The sequence below is a fragment of the Streptomyces sp. F63 genome (genome assembly GCF_018070345.1).
Lineage (GTDB): Bacteria > Actinomycetota > Actinomycetes > Streptomycetales > Streptomycetaceae > Streptomyces.
On the sequence record NZ_JAGPXX010000003.1, the window covers coordinates 341,525 to 358,315 of the forward strand.

Sequence of the window (16,791 nt, forward strand, 5' to 3'; positions counted from 1 at the left end):
CTGCGGAAGGCCGTGCACTCTCCCGCACCGCCTGCCTTCGCTGCTGGACGGCGCCCGGACACGGTGGCGCGCTCGGCGGGCATTCCGCGCGAGCACAGGCGCCGGTCCGGTCACGTTCGGTCAGTTCAAGTCAGTTCAGGTCAGTTCAGGGACGCTTCCCCGGCTCGACCGCACGGACCTCGAAGACATCACCGCACACGCGGAAGGACTCCGCCGGTGTCCGCAGCGCCCAGGTCGACCCCGGCGGGTACGCCTGGACCCGCGCGGCGGGCTTCCAGCAGGGCTCGTCCGTCACCCCCTCGGCGACGGTGTGCAGAACCGCGTGGGCACTGCCGCCGGGCTCCAGCCGCACGGCAGGGGCGTTCGGACCCCGGCGTTCGGCGGGTTCGCCGATCCTGTCGCCGGCGGAGTCGATCAGGGTGACGCCGGGGTGGCCGCGGAGCGAACAGGGCTCCGGACCCGTGTTGGTGAAGACCAGCGGGGCGTAGCGGTTGCCCGCCCCCGCGGAGACGCGGCCGAGGGACAGGTCGAGGCGGTCACGGGTACAGCGGCCGGGCGGCGCGGAGGCCGACACACTGGCGTCGTCCGCGGCCGAAGTCGGCGCCGTACGCCCGGCGTTATCGGCGGGCGAAGGGGCAGGCGTGGACCGCCCGGCGCCGGTGCCGGCACCGGCGCCCCCGCAGGCCGCGGCCGTCAGGACGACGCCCACGAGCGCGGCGCCCGTCCGCGCCGCCCGCGGGCGGCGCGAACGCCCCGGAGCCGGTGCCGCGCGGGGGCCGCCCCGCCGGACCGTGCCGGTCACCACAGCTGCCCGGGCTGACGGGGGAACGGCGGGTACGCATAGCCGGGCCCCCAGAACGGCTGGTAGCCGTAGTGCCGGTAGAGGTGGTCGTAGAACTCGCCGCTGTCCACGAGTTCAGGGTCGTACGCGGGCGCCCCGGCCACCTGCTCGCGGGTCCGGTCGATGCGCACCCGGTCCTCGGAGACGTCGGCGACGGCATCGACCGGGACGTAGCTCTCCTTCTCGCCGATGCCGAGGAAACCTCCGTGTTCCAGGAGAAGGAAGCGGACTCTGTGCTCCTCTTCGTCGACGAGCAGGTCGCCGACCTTGCCGAGGTCGTTGCCCGAGCGGTCGGTGACCTTCCGGCCCCGGATGTCCTCGCCGGGGTCGGTGATCGTCTGGGGGGAGTCCGAGATCCTGGTCAGTACGGGGACGTCGCCGGATTCCATGGGGCCTCCTCACGCATCACAGGGGTGCCTGCGAACCCGGACCGGGCGGCCCGGGCGCCTTCTCCTCCCGGGTTCCCCCCGTCGCCGGGACGCATCCACCATTTCCTGACCCGTCCTCATGTATCGAAAGCCTCACGGCGGGTGCAGCAGCGCATGGAGCCGGGTACCCCGCCCGGAACAGTCCGCAAGCGCCCGCACACGAGTACCAGGAAGGGGAGGGCGGCATGCACCGAACGAGAAGAGGGCGGGGACGCCGGGCCCGGACGGCGGGGGTGGTCGCCGCCGCGTTTCTGGCGTTGACGACCGGGTGCACCGAGGAGGACGTGCCCCCGGACGCCGCCTCCGCGGCCGAGGAGGTGCAGGAGGAACTCCGCGAGATCCGCGACGGCATCGTGGCCACCGCCGACGTGGACGTCCGCGGGACCGAGATCGACGACGAGGGGCGCGCGGTCGCGGAACTCGCCGTGGCGAACAGCGGTGACGAGGCCGCCTCGTACGCGATCCAGGTCAACTTCCATGACGGGAACGGCGATCTGGCCGACGTCGTCCTGGTGACCGTGTCCTCCGTGGCGCCGGGCGACACGGCGCGGGCAACGGCGCGGAGCCATCTCGACCTGCCCGAGCGCACCACCGCCGAGGCGGTCATGGCCGTGCGCCACTGAACAGCGCCCGTCACCGCCCGTACGGATCCACGCGGCATCCACCCGGTGGGAGCCCGCCGCCCGGGACCGCCGCCCGGCGACGACCGCCTCCGGAACCGCCGAAGGCGGCGAGCGGCGGACCTCCGCCCCCGCACCACCCTCGCCCCGCAGCCGACGCCGACAGGATCCCGGGACGGGCGGCGAGACCCAGGACCAGCGCCCGGTGGGCGCGGGAGCACCCGCTCTCCTAGGCTCTGAGCCATCCACCGGCTCCCGGGGTCCCGCACGATCAGGAGGCATCACATTGCCGGCTGACGCCATGGCCACGGCGCACCTCCGCATCGCCCGCCCGTCGCGCGACCTGGAATCCGCGGAACGGTTCTGGGTCTCCGGCCTCGGTCTCGACGTCCTGTACCGGCACGCGGCGGACGGCACGCCCGGCGTGCACTCACTCCTCATGGTCGGCCGGCCCGGCGCCGCCTGGCACCTGGAACTCGTCCACGACCCCGCCGCCCCCATGGAGCCGCGGCCGACCCCCGAAGACCTGCTGGTCGTCTATCTCGGCGGACCGGTGCCCGACTCCCTGGTGGAACGGCTCGAAACGCACGGCGGGCAGCGGGTACCGGCTCACAATCCGTACTGGGACACCTGGGGCCTCACCTTCCAGGACCCGGACGGCTATCTGCTGGTGCTGTCCACCCGGACCTGGTCCAACGCGTAGAGGTTCACCGGGACTCCCCGGACCGGCCGTTGATCACCGGACGAGCCCCGGACCGCCCGTGACCCCGGGTTCCTCCGTCCGCCCTTCCACGGACGCCGGCATGCGGCTGCCTAATCCAGGCGGCGTACGCCTGCACATACGCGAAGACCCCGGCTTCAGCGCTTTCGCCGGGGACGGGGTCTTCGGGCCCCTTTGTGCCGGGTGCCGGCGGGAGTGCCCACCAAGCCGCGACACCATCGCTGAGAATCTCCACGCTTCTGATCTGGCCGTTGATGGTGCGGGGTCCGGTGCGCAGGGCGCGCGCGGACCGGCCCCTTGGGCGACGGAGGCGGGCGCGGGGGTGCCCGTCCCGGCACCGATGCAGCCCGTGTCGGCCTCCGTGAGCTGGACCATCGGATCAGCTCATCACAGGCGGCGCCCCACCTTCGCCGCTTGCCGCTCGTACCCCTTGGTCTCCCACCATTCCTCCAGGAGACTGCGGACCAAGGAGACCAGCATTTCCAGTCGACCGGGATCGGGCGCAGGAGAAGTGAGAACGTCCACGAAGGACTTGTCGCCCCACGGCAGCGCAACTTCCCATTGTTCTTCCCGAAGATTCGGCTGCTCGATGCCGAGCCGGTACGTCATCGTCACGCTGCGGTCCCGGTGGTGATCGATCCGCATGCCACGGACGTTGAATCTCGTGCTTCCCCGGGTGAACGAGCGAGCGAGTTCTCGTTCCGCCGGGGCCCGCTCCAGCATGAGCCTCTCCCTTCGCTTCATCCAAGGGGCGCGATTGAAGGCGTTGTCCGGGCCGGCGCCCGTCTCAGGCAACCGGTCCGCGGCGCGCGCGGCAGGTTCTACAACAGGTGGTCGGCCTTGCCGGCCTTGATGTCGGTGATGAGGGTGCGCAGGGCTTCGAGGGAGTCGGTGAGGTAACGCTCCTCCTGGCCGTTGACGGCTATGTAGCCGTTGCCGTCGTCGTCGGTGCCGAGACGGAAGCAGTTGTTGCCTTCGGCACAGTAGGGGGCTTCCCAGGTGATGGCGGGCATGAGGGCTCCTTAGAGCTCGCGGGTGACGGTGTGGATGAGCTCCCGGGATGCTTCGGGGCTCAGAGAGCGCGCGTCCATCCAGTCGAGGTGGGCGCGGAACTTGGCGAGCTGCGCGTCGGCGTGGAGGAACTCGGGGCCGTGCGTGGAGTCCAACTGCACCGTGTCGAGCTGCGGCACGGGGCCTTCGGCGTACAGGATGGCGTGCCCCGCTCCGGGGAAGCCGTCGCAGCTGACGGGGATGATCCGCAGGGTGATGTTGTCGCGCTCCGACATGGCCTGTAGATGATCGAGTTGGGTTCGGGTGACTCCGCGCCCACCGAACCGCATGCGAAGCGCCGCCTCGTGTACGTATCCGACGTACGGCAGCGAGATCGGCTCCTGCAGAACCTGCTGCCGGTCCATCCGGTGCTTCACGCGCAGCTCGACCTCAAGAGGAGACATACGCGGCAGCCCGGAGTTAAACACGGCGCGGGCGTACTCCTCGGTGTGCAGGAGGCCGGGCAGATGGACGATCTGCCCGGTGAGTAGACGCTTGGCGTGCCACTCGAGTTCGGCGATGTCGAGCAGTCCGGAGGGCAAGGTACCGCGGTACTGCTCCCACCAGCCCGGTTCCGTCTCGTTGGCCATGGCCGCCAAGGCGTCGACGTAACTCTGGTCGGAGCAGTCGTAGTTGCTGGCCAGTGTCCGCACGCGCTCCGGGCTTGTGATCCGGGTGCCCGCTTCCATGTTGGAGATCTTCGCGCGGTCCAGGCCCAGGAGGCCGGCCGCGTACTGGGTGCTCGCACCTGCCGCGACGCGGAGTTTGCGCAGTTCAGCGCCAAGCCGCTGTTGGCGTTCCGTGGGTGCGCTTCGCATCGACATGCTGTCCTCTCTGCCCGGCTCCGTCAGTCTGCCGCGCTTCTCACCCTTGGTCCAAACTCGATCGTGGCACTTTGCCAATGAAGTGGTGGCACCGCGCCACCATGCCCGCTAGCGTTGGGTCACGCGCAAGTCACACACCGCAATGCCGGAAGCGCACCGCGCGAGCATGCCCGCCTGCCCTGGGACGGGTGTGCCCGCGACCAGGGCGGCAGGCCACCGGCGACCCCAAACCGCGTGCCAAACACTGGAGTTCGCCATGCCCGAGATCCCCCTCGTACCCGCCCACTGGCGCTTCCCCGCCCACCCCACCTTCGTACGGCACGCCCGGCAAGCCGTCGCCGCCTCGCTGCCACGGACTCTCCGACCCCACCTCGGCGACGACCTCGGCCTGTTGACCTCAGAGCTGGTCACCAACGCCATCCGCCACGGCGCCTGCCGGGAGGAAGAGGAGCTGATCGAACTCGTCCTGTGGCCGGCCGACGGCCACTACTGGCTGGCCGTCTCCGACCCGGGCACGGGCAAGCCCACCATGACCCACCCGGACGCGAACTCCGAAAGCGGCCGTGGCCTCCTCCTCGTAGACAGCCTCGCCACCGCCTGGACCGTCCGCCCCCGCCCCACACGCGGAACATCCGTCATCGCGGGACTCTCATACCGCAGGGGCGGTTGACCCGGGGGAGCGGCCGGCCGGGAGAGGGCCGGAAAACCGGGGGGCCCGGGCCGTCTCGCCGCGCGGTAGCGCGGACGGCGCTACGCTGCTGCCCCGTGCAGGAGACGCGCCTCGACACAGCTCGGATCCGGGCGGCTCGCCGGGTCATCGACCCGGTCTTTCTCGACACTCCGCTGTACCGCTGCGAGGCACTGGAGCCCGGCCTCGGGTGCGCGGTGAGCATCAAGCTCGAAACGGCGAACCCGGTCCGCAGCTTCAAGGCGCGCGGCACCGAGGTCGTGGCGAGCCGGCTCGCCGGCCATGGCTCGCGAGCCGTGGTGTGCGCCAGCGCGGGCAACCTCGGCCAGGCCCTCGCCTGGTCCGCCCGCGGCCGGGGGATCGACGTCACCGTCGTGGCATCCCGCTTCGCGACAGCGGCCAAGCTCGACCGCATCCGCGCTCTGGAGGCCGGACTGGAACTGGTGGACGGCGACCACGAGATGGCGCGCGAGCGGGCGGCGGCCATCGCGCGCCACGACGGCATCCGCCTGCTCGAAGACAGCCTGGACATCGAGACCTGCGAGGGTGCGGCGACGATCGGTCTGGAACTGACGGACACCGCACCGTCATTCGACGCCGTACTGATCGCTCTCGGCGGCGGGGCGCTGGCCACCGGTGTGGGGCATGTGGTGAAGGCCTTGGCGCCCGAAGTCGAGGTGATCTGCGTCCAGCCGCAGGGCGCACCGGCGATGACGCACTCGTGGCGCAGGCGGCGCGTCGTCACCACCGACTCGACCAACACCATCGCTGACGGCGTCGCCGGCCGACGTCCCATCCCGGCCGTCCTGGACGACCTCCTCCTGGTCGCCGACGACGCCGTCCTGGTCCAGGAGGCGTCGATCATCACCGGTATGCGGATGCTCATGGAACACGCGGGCCTCGTCGCCGAACCGTCGGCCGCGCTCGGCATCGCGGCGATCCTCGAAGACCGCGGCCGCTTCGCCGGCCGGCATGTGGCCACCATCGTGTGCGGCAGCAACGTCGACGTGGACGCCTATCACCGCTGGGTCGGCGCCGCTTCCGTCCGCAAATCCTGACATGTGCCCCGATCCGGGTTCATGGACAGGGGCGGGCCGCAAGGTGGGCAGCCTCTCGGCGTCATGGCGTCATGGCGTCATCGGAGGCTGTGGCGGTCGAGGCGGTGGATGAGCCCGGGGCGGCGCTGGTAGTCCTCGTGCAAGCACGTCAGGCGCTTGCGGAAGTCCGCGTCACGACCGGTGTGGGCACAGGCGTCGCGCAGCTCCGTGAGAAGGGTGACGGCCGTGTCGTAGGCGGTGGGCTTCTTCGTGGCGATGTGGGCCTCGACTTGCTGCCAGAGGGATTCGGCATCGTCAGCGAGGGCGGTCAGGCGCTGGGCGCGGGCTTCGGCCCGCCGACGCTCGGCACGTTGCCGGCGCTCGGTACGGCGGGCGTGGGCGGCGTCCAGGAGCTGGGCGGCGGATCGGCGCCCCGGGTCGGTGGCGGGGGCCGGGGTACCGCGTAGGCGGTGCAGAAGGTCGGTCCGGAGCCGGGGTTCGGGGCCCAGGGCGAGCCGCAGCAGCAGGGCATCCTTCTGCTTTTCCGGGAGGGCGCTGATCAGCGGGGCGAGTTCCTTCTTCGTGAGTCTGGCGGGCTTCGCGGGTGCGGCAGGACTGGCCTGGGCCGCCACCGCGAGCAGATCTGCGTCCACGCGCAGGAAGTCCGCGAGCGCGCGTTGCGGGGCGGTCAGCTCCCCGAGCCCGGCTGGGACGGGCGGTTCGGGGCAGGCCTGGTACTCCTCCTCGTCGTCGTCCTCGAGTTCCCAGGCGGCGAGGGCGGACAGCCAGGCCACGTAGAGGGGGCGCAGATCGCCGGCGGCGAGTTCCTCGCGTACGCCGATGACGGCGGCGAGTGAGTCCTCGGCCCCCTCGACCCAGTCGCCGCCCTCGTCCTCGCCGGTCATCTCGATCAGGAGGTGGGTGCGAGTGGTCCAGGCCTCGATGTGGTGGTCCAGGCAGTACGGCTGTGCGGTGCGCAAGGGGAGAGACTGCCTGGGCAGGCGGAGCACGAGGCGGTGGGTGCCCCAGTTGCTGACGTACAGGTGGGCGTCGAAGTAGCGCTCGACCATGCGGCGCGGACTGCCGCTCAGGTCGCCCCAGTTGTAGGTGTTGGTGAAGCTGGTCGCGGTGATGCGAGCCCGGGTGGAGATGGCCCGCAGCTGCCTCTGCTCTTCCCGGCTGAGCGGGCGGTCGAGGGCCTGGAACTCGTAGTACTGGTACTCGCTCACGCGCGTGACCCTATCGCCGTGCCGGCGGGTGTGGGCGGGGCCGGAGCAGGCGCAGCCGTCCGGCCGGTGTGCTGGAGGGCCGCAGGCTGCGCCGCGCGCCGCTCGCCCGGAGGATATGGCGCATCCCGTTGACAGCGTGGCCCTACTTGGAGGAGGGCCCCGTGCTTCGACCGACCCGGCCCCGGCCGCCGACCACGAAGGGCCTCCGTGAGTCGCGCGAGACCGGGTCCATGCCGGGCTGCGGACGGGCCCGTCACCGTACACAGCGTCGCGCTCACCTGCCCCGGCACGCGTGGCTCCAACGTCCCGGGCCCCCTTCCTCTGCCCTGACCAGCCGCTTTGCGCCTCGTTGAGCGTGAGAGAGCCGGACCGACCGAGTGAGCGTCACCCATTGGAGACTGCCCTCTTGGGTCGGCTTGCGTTCGCTTCGTTTGTTGCGAATAATGCGACTACGACAGTGGAGGGACCTATGGGTACTGCCACAGGCAGGAAGATCGAACCGGGTGTGGTCGATGCGCGTGACGCGCGGCGGGCTCTGCGGCGCATCAACGACTACCTGTCGCGTACGGCTCACAGTGACGAAGACATCCAGGTTCACCTGGAAACGGGCGCAACCGGCGAAGGCCTTGTGCTGCCGCGACCGGTGGCGGAGATGTTCGCGTCGATGCTGGCTGCTCTCGCCAACGGGCAGGGCGTGCAAGTCATGCCTGTCGATGCGGTGCTGACGACGCAGCAGGCTGCCGACATGCTGAACGTATCCCGTCCGTACTTGATCGGTCTCCTGGAATCGGGGGAGATTCCCTACAAGCTCGTGGGACGGCACCGTCGCATTCGTTTCGCGGACCTGCGCCAGTACCTGCGGGAAGACGATGTCAAGCGCAAGGAGGCAGCCGACGAGCTGATGGATCTGGACCAGGAGCTGGGACTGCTCTGACATGGCTTTTGTCGTGATCTACGACGCGTGTGTCCTGTATCCGAACACACTGCGCGATCTCTTAATCCGTGTCGCTTTGAGCGGTTTCGTGCGAGCCAGATGGACCGACGTGATCCTCGACGAGGTCGATCGGAGCATCGCAGAGGACTACGGCATCGCTCCAGGGAAGCTGCAGCGTCGGAGAGCTCTCATGAACGAGGCCATCCGTGACTGTCTGGTCACAGGATTTGAGCCCCTTATCGAGGGACTCAAGCTCCCGGACCCGGCCGACCGCCATGTATTGGCTGCGGCCATCCAAGCCGGCGCCCAGGTCATCGTGACCAATAACCGCAAGGACTTCCCGCCGGACTACCTCAGTAACTGGGGTATTGAACGGAAGAATGCCGATGAGTTCGTCATGGACCTCATGGGGCTGGACGATCGTGTCGTGTACGCCTGTGTCCAGGAGATTGCTACTTCCCGGCGTCGTCCGCCGCAGACGTTTGAGGACGTATTGGGTCAACTGGAGAGATCGGGTCTCACCGAGTCCGTGGCTGCTCTACGCCTCGGACCGGGAGCTGTGAGCTAGCGGCGAAGCGCTCGACCGTCGTGTTGACGGGTGGCAGGCGCGGCCCTCGCCGTCCTGACGTCCGCCTACAGTTTGCGCGTGACCTCCGTACCGCCAGGAAGCCGACAGTGGGGCAAGAAGGCGGAGGCGTCCAATGAACCCGAGAGCCCCGGAAGGCCCGGTGCTCTCGGCCTGCCTGGGAGACCACTCTGTGAGCGTCCGAAACCCGGTTCTGACTTGGGCGAAAGACATCCCCGGCTACAACAGCATTGCCACGCGATCACTGTCATCGGGCTGCTTTCGGCGGCGCACGGCTGCACACAAGCGAAGACCCCGCACTCAGCGTCTTGGCTGGTGGCGGGGTCTTTAGGCGCTTCCTGGGAAGTGCCCCCGGCAGGATTCGAACCTGCGCACACGGCTCCGGAGGCCGTTGCTCTATCCCCTGAGCTACGGGGGCGTGTCGTTCGCGTTCGCGGCGACGGGTAGAACCCTACCAGCTCCAGAGGGGTGCCCATGAACGGCATTTCGCGGGGTGGGGGAGGGGGTGACGAAGGGCTGCCGCCCCTTGGTTCCGGTGTCCTCCAGTGGTCCCGGCGGGGTTCCCGGAGCGGTGTGCGCCCGGGGCTGCAGGCGGGGCTCGTCCCCGCGCCCAGGTGTTCCGGCCTTGCGGTGCTCCGGCTCGTGACCGAGGACTCGTCTCGCGCCGTCCCGCGCCCCGGACCGAACCCCTCCGGGCCCCCTAGCGCATCCGTCTCGCTCACCGCATCCAGTCGGCCGAAGGTCCCCCGCAGGTGGTGGAAGTGGGGAAAAGCCGGACGCGAAGGGAGCTCGCGACCTACTCTCGAGTTGTGCCTGGCTCGTTCGCCCGGGTCCTTGTGGTCGACGACAACAAGGTGATCCGGCAGCTGATCAGGGTCAACCTCGAACTTGAAGGGTTCGAGGTCGTGACCGCGGCCGATGGTGCCGAGTGTCTGGACGTCATTCACGACGTGCGTCCGGACGTCGTCACCCTGGATGTAGTGATGCCCCGCCTCGACGGGTTGCGTACGGCCACCCGGCTGTACGAGGACCCGCGGACCCGGCATCTGCCCGTCGCCATCATCAGTGCCTGCACACAGCAGGAGGTCGACGACGGACAGGCCGCCGGGGTCGACGCGTTTCTCGCCAAGCCCTTCGAACCGGCCGATCTCGTCCGGCTCGTCCGGCGGCTGGCGTGCGGAGGGAAGCGGTCCCCCGGGGAGCCGCCGGCCGGTGAGCTCTCCGGCGGGGACAGCGCGCCCTCCGCCCGTCCGGCGGGCTGACGGGCGGGCGCGGCGCTGCACGGTGCTGCGCATCACAGCAGCTGCGCCCCGCCCGTCCCCGCTCTCCTCCCCGTCCGGCCTGTGAAACGGTTCGCGGAACCACCCCGCACCTCCCCTACGCTGGATGCGTGACCCCCACCCAGCTCTCCCAGACCGTGCTGCGCACCGTGCGCCATGCCGTCGCGGACGGCGAGCTGCGCGTGCCCGTGCCCGAGCGGGTGGTGGTCAAGCCGGCCTCCCGTCCCGGTCACGGCGACTACGCCACCGGGGTCGCCCTCCAGCTCGCCCGGCCCGCCGGGCTCCCGGCCCTCGGCGTGGCCGGAATCCTGCGGTCCCGGCTGGCCGCCGTGCCCGGTATCGAACTCGTCGAGGTCTCCGGTCCCGGTTTCCTCAACATCACCCTGGCGGACGGCTCCGGCGCCGCCCTTGTGCGTGACGTCCTCCGCTGCGGTACCGACTACGGGCGCGGCGGCGCCCTGGCCGGCGAGTCCATCGAGCTGGTCTTCCCCGGCGAGACCCGCGCCGCCGTCACCGCCGACGCTCTCCGCCGTCTCCTTCGCTCCCAGGGCGCCGCCCTGGTCACCGGCCGCTGCACCGGCCCGGCCGATCCCGACTGGGCCGGCCTCGGGGTGATCTCGGACACCGTCAGCGCCAGTCCAGGTGCCACCCGTCCCGCGACCCCCGGCGCCCCTGCGGGGGCCGCCCCGGTCCGTCTTCCCGTGCGCCCCGTGCCCGTCGGGGCCTCCGCCGCCGAGCTGCTCCGCACCCTCGGGGCGGAAGCCGCCCGCTGGGGCCTTCTCCGGCCCGCCGCCCACGACCACCCCCGCCTCACCGGGGACGAGCACGACCCCCTGCTCGTGCAGCGCGAGTCGAACCCCCTCTTCCGGATCCGTTACGCCCATGCTCGCGCCCGGGCGCTCGTACGCAACGCCGCCGATCTCGGGGTCGAGACCATTCCTGGTGACCTGGGCGCTCCGGGGGACTCCGGCGAGCCCCCCGCGCGCGACCTGCTCGCCGCCCTCCGCGCCTACCCCGCCGTCCTGGACGCCGCCGCGCGCCACCGCGCCCCCGACCGCATAGCGCGTCACCTCGAACAGCTCGCCGACGCCTTCTTCCGCTTCCACGACGGCTGCCCCGTCCTCCCGCGCGGCGACGAGAAACCCGGGGCCGCCCACCGGGCCCGGACCGCCCTCGCCGAGGCGGCCGGGACGGTGCTCGCCGGCGGCCTGCTCCTGCTCGGCATCGACGCGCCCGCCCACCTCTGACGGACCCCGGGACGTCCCCGGGCCACTTGGCAGACGTGGGCGGCGGTGGCCGATGCGGCAAACGCGGCGGATACGGCGCACGCGGACGCCGTCCCGGCCATCCGGGCGGCACCGGACACGTCCGGCCGCCCGGCCGTGGCCCGGTGGGCACGGACATCCGTCCACGCCTCCGCCGCCGCCTGACACGGCGACGACCGGGACGGCCGACGCTGACGACGGCCGCACCGGCCACCGGGCCCCGGCCCGGCCCCGCCCCGGCAATGGCGCCGGTGCCCGGCCCCGGGCCCGCAACGGACCACACCCGCAACGGACCACACCCGCACACCGCACCCACAGACCACACCCCAGCCCGAACCGCCGGACCGTCCCACAGACCACACCCGCAACCCCGACCACCCGCAGACACCACTCACCCCCAGCGTCACCACCCAGGAGAGCCCAGAGCGCCATGAGCCGTTCCGCACACCCCGCCGGGCCCCGGCACGCCGATGTCCTGCCCGAGGGCCACTACACCGCCCCGCCCGCCGACCTCAACGCCCTCGACCCGCGCGTCTGGTCGCGCACGGTCACCCGTGACGACGACGGCGTCGCCACTCTCGGCGGCATCCCCGTCACCCGTCTCGCCGAGGAGTTCGGCACCCCCGCCTACTTCCTCGACGAGGACGACTTCCGCGCCCGCTGCCGCGCCTGGCACGACGCCTTCGGCGGCGAGGCCGACGTCTTCTACGCCGGCAAGGCGTTCCTCTCCCGCGCGGTCGTCCGCTGGCTGCACGAGGAGGGCCTCAACCTCGACGTCTGCTCCGGCGGCGAGCTGACCACCGCCCTCGCCGGCGGCATGCCCGCCGAGCGCATCGCGATGCATGGCAACAACAAGACCTCCGACGAGATCGAGCGCGCGATCACCGCGGGCGTCGGCCGCATCGTCCTCGACTCCTTCCAGGAGATCGTGCGGGTCGCGCACATCGCCGAGCGCCTCGGCCGCCGTCAGCGCGTGCAGATCCGCGTCACCGTCGGTGTCGAGGCCCACACCCACGAGTTCATCGCCACCGCGCACGAGGACCAGAAGTTCGGCATCGCCCTCGCCGACGGCCAGGCCGCCGAGGCCGTGCGCCGTGTCCTCAAGCTCGACAGCCTCGAACTGGCCGGGATCCACTCCCACATCGGCTCGCAGATCTTTGACATGGCCGGCTTCGAGGTCTCCGCCCGCCGCGTCGTCCAGCTCCTCGCCGAGGTGCGCGACGAGCACGGCGTCGAGCTGCCCGAGATCGACCTCGGCGGCGGCCTCGGCATCGCCTACACCTCCGAGGACGACCCCCGCGAACCGCACGAGATCGCCAAGTCGCTGAGCGACATCGTGACCCGCGAGTGCGCCGCCGCCGGTCTCGCCGTGCCCCGGATCTCCGTGGAGCCCGGCCGCGCCATCGTCGGCCCGACGACCTTCACCCTCTACGAGGTCGGCACCCTCAAGGAGCTCCCCGGCCTGCGCACCTACGTCAGCGTGGACGGCGGCATGTCCGACAACATCCGCACCGCGCTCTACGACGCCGAGTACTCCGTCGCCCTGGCCTCCCGTGTCTCCACCGCCGGGCCGATGCTCTCCCGGGTCGTCGGCAAGCACTGCGAGTCGGGCGACATCGTCGTGAAGGACGCCTTCCTCCCCGCCGACCTGGCCCCCGGCGACCTGCTCGCCGTCCCCGCCACCGGCGCCTACTGCCGCTCCATGGCGAGCAACTACAACCACGCGCTGCGGCCGCCCGTGGTCGCGGTCAAGGACGGCAAGGCGCGCGTCATCATGCGGCGCGAGACGGAGGAGGACCTGCTCCGGCTGGACCTGGACTGACGGGACGCGGAGCCCGACCGCGCGGAGAGGGCGGGCGGGGCACCGGGCACCGGGTGACTTTCGCCACCCTCCGTCCCGTCCCCTTCCGCCGCCCGGCCCGGCGCGGTACGCCTGCCGTCGTACGGCGGCACGCCTGCCGTCGTACCGCGGCACGCGGAGATGCGGGCTCCGCGCGTCGCGCTCCTTGGTGCCTCCGCGCTCCCCGGTGCCTCCGCGCGCCCCACTCCTCCGGCGCACTCCGGCACCCGCCCGCCCCCGCCGTCCGGCAGTCTCGGAATCCGGACAAACCCCGGAGCGACCCACCCGGTGAGTGAGACTGGTGGAAAAGCCAAGATAATCGGGACCCGGTGACGGTCCCGGGAGCCCCCGGGCGCGGTCCCGGGAGTCCCTGGGGCGCGGTCCGCGGGGATGTCGTGGAGAGACGAGGTCGGATGATGCGTACGCGTCCGCTGAAGGTGGCGCTGCTGGGCTGTGGAGTGGTCGGCTCCGAGGTGGCGCGCATCATGACGACGCACGCGGACGATCTCACGGCGCGCATCGGGGCCCCCGTCGAGCTGGCCGGCATCGCCGTGCGCCGCCCGGACCGGGTCCGCGAGGGCGTGCCCGCCGAGCTGGTCACCACCGATGCCACCGCCCTCGTCAAACGCGGCGACATCGACATCGTGGTGGAGGTCATCGGCGGCATCGAGCCCGCCCGCACCCTGATCACCACGGCGTTCGAGCACGGCGCGAGCGTCGTCTCCGCCAACAAGGCGCTGCTCGCCGAGGACGGCGCCGCCCTGCACGCCGTCGCCCAGCGGCACGGCGCCGACCTGTACTACGAGGCGGCCGTCGCCGGCGCCATCCCCCTGGTCCGCCCGCTGCGCGAGTCCCTGGTCGGCGACAAGGTCAACCGGGTCCTCGGCATCGTCAACGGCACCACCAACTTCATCCTCGACCGCATGGAGACCGGCGGCACCGGCTACTCCGAGGCGCTCGACGAGGCGACCGCCCTGGGCTACGCCGAGGCCGATCCCACCGCCGACGTCGAGGGTTTCGACGCCGCTGCGAAGGCCGCGATCCTCGCCGGCATCGCCTTCCACACCCGGGTCCGCCTGGACGACGTGCACCGCGAGGGCATCACGGAGGTCACCGCCGCCGACATCGCCTCCGCCCGCCGCATGGGCCGCACCGTCAAGCTGCTGGCGATCTGCGAGCGCGCCGAGGACGGCCGCTCCGTCACCGCCCGCGTCCACCCGGCGATGATCCCGCTCAGCCACCCGCTCGCCTCCGTCCGCGAGGCGTACAACGCGGTCTTCGTCGAGGCGGAGGCCGCCGGGCAGCTGATGTTCTACGGGCCGGGCGCCGGCGGCGCGCCCACCGCCTCCGCGGTCCTCGGCGACCTCGTCGCGGTGTGCCGCAACAAGCTCAACGGCGCGACCGGGCCCGGCGAGTCCGCGTACTCGCGGCTCGCGGTGAGCCCGATGGGCGAGGTGGTCACGCGCTACCACATCAACCTCGATGTCGCCGACAAGCCGGGCGTCCTGGCCCAGGTCGCCGCGGAGTTCAATGAGCACGGCGTGTCCATCGAGACCGTCCACCAGCAGGTCAAGGACGGCGAGGCGTCCCTCGTGGTGGTCACCCACCGGGCGAGCGACGCGGCGCTCTCGGCGACGGTCGGCGCCCTGCGGGCGCTGGACACCGTGCGCGGTGTCGCCGGGATCATGCGGGTCGAAGGTGAGTGAGGAAGAAACCATGGCTGCTGCAAGCACAGGTCCCCGCCGGGGCGCCACCCACCAGTGGCGGGGGGTGATCGAGGAGTACCGCGACCGCCTGCCGGTGACCGCGGACACCCCGGTCGTCACCCTCCGCGAGGGCGGCACGCCGCTCGTCCCCGCGCAGGTGCTCTCCGAGCGCACGGGCTGCGAGGTCCATCTCAAGGTCGAGGGCGCCAACCCCACCGGTTCCTTCAAGGACCGCGGGATGACGATGGCCATCACCCGGGCCAAGGAGGAGGGCGCGCAGGCCGTCATCTGCGCCTCCACCGGCAACACCTCCGCCTCGGCCGCCGCCTACGCGGTGCGGGCCGGGATGGTCTGCGCGGTGCTGGTGCCGCAGGGCAAGATCGCGCTGGGCAAGATGGGCCAGGCCCTGGTGCACGGCGCGAAGATCCTCCAGGTGGACGGGAACTTCGACGACTGTCTGGCGCTGGCCCGCGGCCTCTCCGACAAGTACCCGGTGTCGCTGGTCAATTCGGTCAACCCGGTCCGCATCGAGGGACAGAAGACCGCCGCCTTCGAGATCGTGGACATGCTGGGCGACGCGCCCGACATCCACGTCCTCCCGGTCGGCAACGCGGGCAACATCACCGCCTACTGGCGCGGTTACAGCGAGTACGCGGCCGATGGCATGGCGGACCGGCGCCCGCGGATGTGGGGCTACCAGGCCTCCGGTTCCGCGCCGATCGTGCGCGGCGAGCCGGTCAAGGACCCGCACACCATCGCGACGGCCATCCGCATCGGCAACCCGGCCTCGTGGGAGTTCGCCGAGCGGGCCCGGGACGAGTCGGGTGGCCTCATCGATGAGGTGACGGACCGTCAAATCCTCGCTGCCTACCGGCTGCTGGCTTCCCAGGAGGGCGTCTTCGTCGAGCCCGCCTCGGCCGCGAGCGTCGCCGGCCTGCTGAAGGCCGCCGAGCAGGGCAGGGTCGACCCCGGCCAGCGCATCGTGTGCACCGTCACCGGCAACGGCCTCAAGGACCCGGACTGGGCCGTGGCCGGCGCCCCGCAGCCGGTGACCGTCCCCGTGGACGCCGACGTGGCCGCCGAGCGGCTCGGCCTGGCCTGATCCGGCCCGGGGAGCCCTGATCCGGCCCGGGGAGCCCTGATCCGGTCCGGGGAGCCCTGATCCGGTCCGGGGAGCCCTGATCCGGCCCGGGGAGCCCTGATCCGGTCCGGGGAGCCCTGATCCGGTCCGGGCGCGGAGGCCGTCCTCCGGCGCGGACGCGCACCAACAGCCCGTCCGCGCCGGGCCGGAACGGGTCCCGCACCGCGTGGCTGAGGCCCGCACCGCCCCGCCGCAGCGACCGGCCCTCACCGGTCGGGGCCACCCCCGCGGCCCGCGGGGCGGCCCCAAGCCCCCGCAAAAGGCCGCATGGGGCCCCGAACCGGACGGAAAGGCCTGGTCCGCCCCGCTCCGGCCGCAACCGACGCAGACCGTATCCGGAAGCACGGAACGGGGACGACACGCATCGTGCGCCTCCTGTGCGCCCTATGTCGCGACAGAACCTTCCTTCGATAGGCTGGAGGAGAACCCCGCCCCTCCACCGCTTGCCGGATGCATATGCACGGCACCGGCGGGGCACGCAGAGTACTGGCAGAGCAAGCGCCGGCAGGCCGCCACCGGCCACGGGCGAAGTCCCTGGCAGCAGCATCCGCAGCCCGTCCCCGGCGGGTTCCCCGGGGGAAAACCCGTTGTCCCGATCCAA

At 71.6% G+C, this 16,791-nt stretch carries 17 protein-coding genes and 1 tRNA gene; 11 read left to right on the top strand and 7 right to left on the bottom strand.

Going from position 1 to position 16,791, the window contains the following annotated elements:
* Nucleotides 1-145: 145 nt before the first annotated feature.
* Both KBZ10_RS05540 and KBZ10_RS05545 read right to left on the bottom strand, forming a co-directional pair.
* The gene (locus KBZ10_RS05540) at nucleotides 146-574 is read right to left on the bottom strand and encodes a DUF4232 domain-containing protein (protein ID WP_210986342.1); all 429 of its coding nucleotides are present in this window, start codon (nucleotides 572-574) and stop codon (nucleotides 146-148) included.
* Nucleotides 575-798: 224 nt separating this feature from the next.
* The gene (locus tag KBZ10_RS05545) at nucleotides 799-1,230 is read right to left on the bottom strand and encodes a PRC-barrel domain-containing protein (protein ID WP_210986343.1); all 432 of its coding nucleotides are present in this window, start codon (nucleotides 1,228-1,230) and stop codon (nucleotides 799-801) included.
* Between the two features lie 224 nt (nucleotides 1,231-1,454).
* On the opposite strand from KBZ10_RS05545, the gene KBZ10_RS05550 reads away from it, so the two are divergent.
* Both KBZ10_RS05550 and KBZ10_RS05555 read left to right on the top strand, forming a co-directional pair.
* A complete protein-coding gene (locus tag KBZ10_RS05550) occupies nucleotides 1,455-1,892 on the top strand; it encodes a hypothetical protein (RefSeq protein WP_210986344.1) in 438 nt (145 codons plus the stop codon).
* Between the two features lie 283 nt (nucleotides 1,893-2,175).
* Nucleotides 2,176-2,592 (top strand): VOC family protein, encoded by a 417-nt coding sequence (locus tag KBZ10_RS05555; protein WP_210986345.1) that lies wholly within the window; start codon nucleotides 2,176-2,178, stop codon nucleotides 2,590-2,592.
* Nucleotides 2,593-2,997: 405 nt separating this feature from the next.
* Here KBZ10_RS05555 and KBZ10_RS05560 read toward each other — a convergent pair whose 3' ends face one another.
* The 3 genes from KBZ10_RS05560 to KBZ10_RS05570 form a co-directional block, all read right to left on the bottom strand.
* Nucleotides 2,998-3,255: a hypothetical protein gene (locus KBZ10_RS05560; RefSeq protein ID WP_210986346.1), complete on the bottom strand. Its 258-nt coding sequence runs from the start codon at nucleotides 3,253-3,255 to the stop codon at nucleotides 2,998-3,000.
* A 176-nt stretch (nucleotides 3,256-3,431) separates the two neighbouring features.
* On the bottom strand, nucleotides 3,432-3,623 hold the full coding sequence (locus KBZ10_RS05565; RefSeq protein ID WP_210986347.1) for a hypothetical protein: 192 nt from the start codon (nucleotides 3,621-3,623) through the stop codon (nucleotides 3,432-3,434).
* Between the two features lie 9 nt (nucleotides 3,624-3,632).
* Nucleotides 3,633-4,484, bottom strand: coding sequence for a helix-turn-helix transcriptional regulator (locus KBZ10_RS05570; RefSeq protein WP_210986348.1), 852 nt, complete (start codon nucleotides 4,482-4,484; stop codon nucleotides 3,633-3,635).
* Nucleotides 4,485-4,740: 256 nt separating this feature from the next.
* Here KBZ10_RS05570 and KBZ10_RS05575 point away from each other — a divergent pair, with 256 nt between their 5' ends.
* Nucleotides 4,741-5,154, top strand: coding sequence for an ATP-binding protein (locus KBZ10_RS05575; RefSeq protein ID WP_210986349.1), 414 nt, complete (start codon nucleotides 4,741-4,743; stop codon nucleotides 5,152-5,154).
* Between the two features lie 95 nt (nucleotides 5,155-5,249).
* The gene (locus KBZ10_RS05580; protein WP_210986350.1) at nucleotides 5,250-6,230 is read left to right on the top strand and encodes a threonine/serine dehydratase; all 981 of its coding nucleotides are present in this window, start codon (nucleotides 5,250-5,252) and stop codon (nucleotides 6,228-6,230) included.
* A 77-nt stretch (nucleotides 6,231-6,307) separates the two neighbouring features.
* Here KBZ10_RS05580 and KBZ10_RS05585 read toward each other — a convergent pair whose 3' ends face one another.
* A complete protein-coding gene (locus KBZ10_RS05585) occupies nucleotides 6,308-7,438 on the bottom strand; it encodes a hypothetical protein (protein WP_210986351.1) in 1,131 nt (376 codons plus the stop codon).
* A gap of 469 nt (nucleotides 7,439-7,907) precedes the next feature.
* On the opposite strand from KBZ10_RS05585, the gene KBZ10_RS05590 reads away from it, so the two are divergent.
* Together KBZ10_RS05590 and KBZ10_RS05595 are read left to right on the top strand one after the other, a co-directional pair.
* Nucleotides 7,908-8,372 carry a helix-turn-helix domain-containing protein gene (locus tag KBZ10_RS05590; protein ID WP_210986352.1) on the top strand — a complete coding sequence of 155 codons (465 nt, stop codon included), beginning with the start codon at nucleotides 7,908-7,910 and terminating at the stop codon, nucleotides 8,370-8,372.
* 1 nt (nucleotide 8,373) lies between these two features.
* Nucleotides 8,374-8,940 carry a PIN domain-containing protein gene (locus KBZ10_RS05595; protein WP_210986353.1) on the top strand — a complete coding sequence of 189 codons (567 nt, stop codon included), beginning with the start codon at nucleotides 8,374-8,376 and terminating at the stop codon, nucleotides 8,938-8,940.
* A gap of 364 nt (nucleotides 8,941-9,304) precedes the next feature.
* Here the strand turns inward: KBZ10_RS05595 and KBZ10_RS05600 are convergent.
* A tRNA-Arg gene (locus KBZ10_RS05600) sits at nucleotides 9,305-9,376 on the bottom strand.
* A gap of 337 nt (nucleotides 9,377-9,713) precedes the next feature.
* Here KBZ10_RS05600 and KBZ10_RS05605 point away from each other — a divergent pair.
* The 5 genes from KBZ10_RS05605 to thrC all read left to right on the top strand — a co-directional run bounded on the left by KBZ10_RS05605 (nucleotide 9,714) and on the right by thrC (nucleotide 16,151).
* The gene (locus KBZ10_RS05605) at nucleotides 9,714-10,220 is read left to right on the top strand and encodes a PleD family two-component system response regulator (RefSeq protein WP_210986446.1); all 507 of its coding nucleotides are present in this window, start codon (nucleotides 9,714-9,716) and stop codon (nucleotides 10,218-10,220) included.
* Nucleotides 10,221-10,348: 128 nt separating this feature from the next.
* On the top strand, nucleotides 10,349-11,485 hold the full coding sequence (gene nrtL, locus KBZ10_RS05610) for an ArgS-related anticodon-binding protein NrtL (RefSeq protein WP_210986354.1): 1,137 nt from the start codon (nucleotides 10,349-10,351) through the stop codon (nucleotides 11,483-11,485).
* A 448-nt stretch (nucleotides 11,486-11,933) separates the two neighbouring features.
* On the top strand, nucleotides 11,934-13,325 hold the full coding sequence (gene lysA / locus KBZ10_RS05615; protein ID WP_210986355.1) for a diaminopimelate decarboxylase: 1,392 nt from the start codon (nucleotides 11,934-11,936) through the stop codon (nucleotides 13,323-13,325).
* Nucleotides 13,326-13,756: 431 nt separating this feature from the next.
* Nucleotides 13,757-15,049, top strand: a complete 1,293-nt coding sequence (locus KBZ10_RS05620) for a homoserine dehydrogenase (RefSeq protein ID WP_210986356.1) — start codon at nucleotides 13,757-13,759, stop codon at nucleotides 15,047-15,049.
* A gap of 10 nt (nucleotides 15,050-15,059) precedes the next feature.
* Nucleotides 15,060-16,151 (top strand): threonine synthase, encoded by a 1,092-nt coding sequence (thrC, locus tag KBZ10_RS05625; protein ID WP_210986357.1) that lies wholly within the window; start codon nucleotides 15,060-15,062, stop codon nucleotides 16,149-16,151.
* Nucleotides 16,152-16,791: the final 640 nt, after the last annotated feature.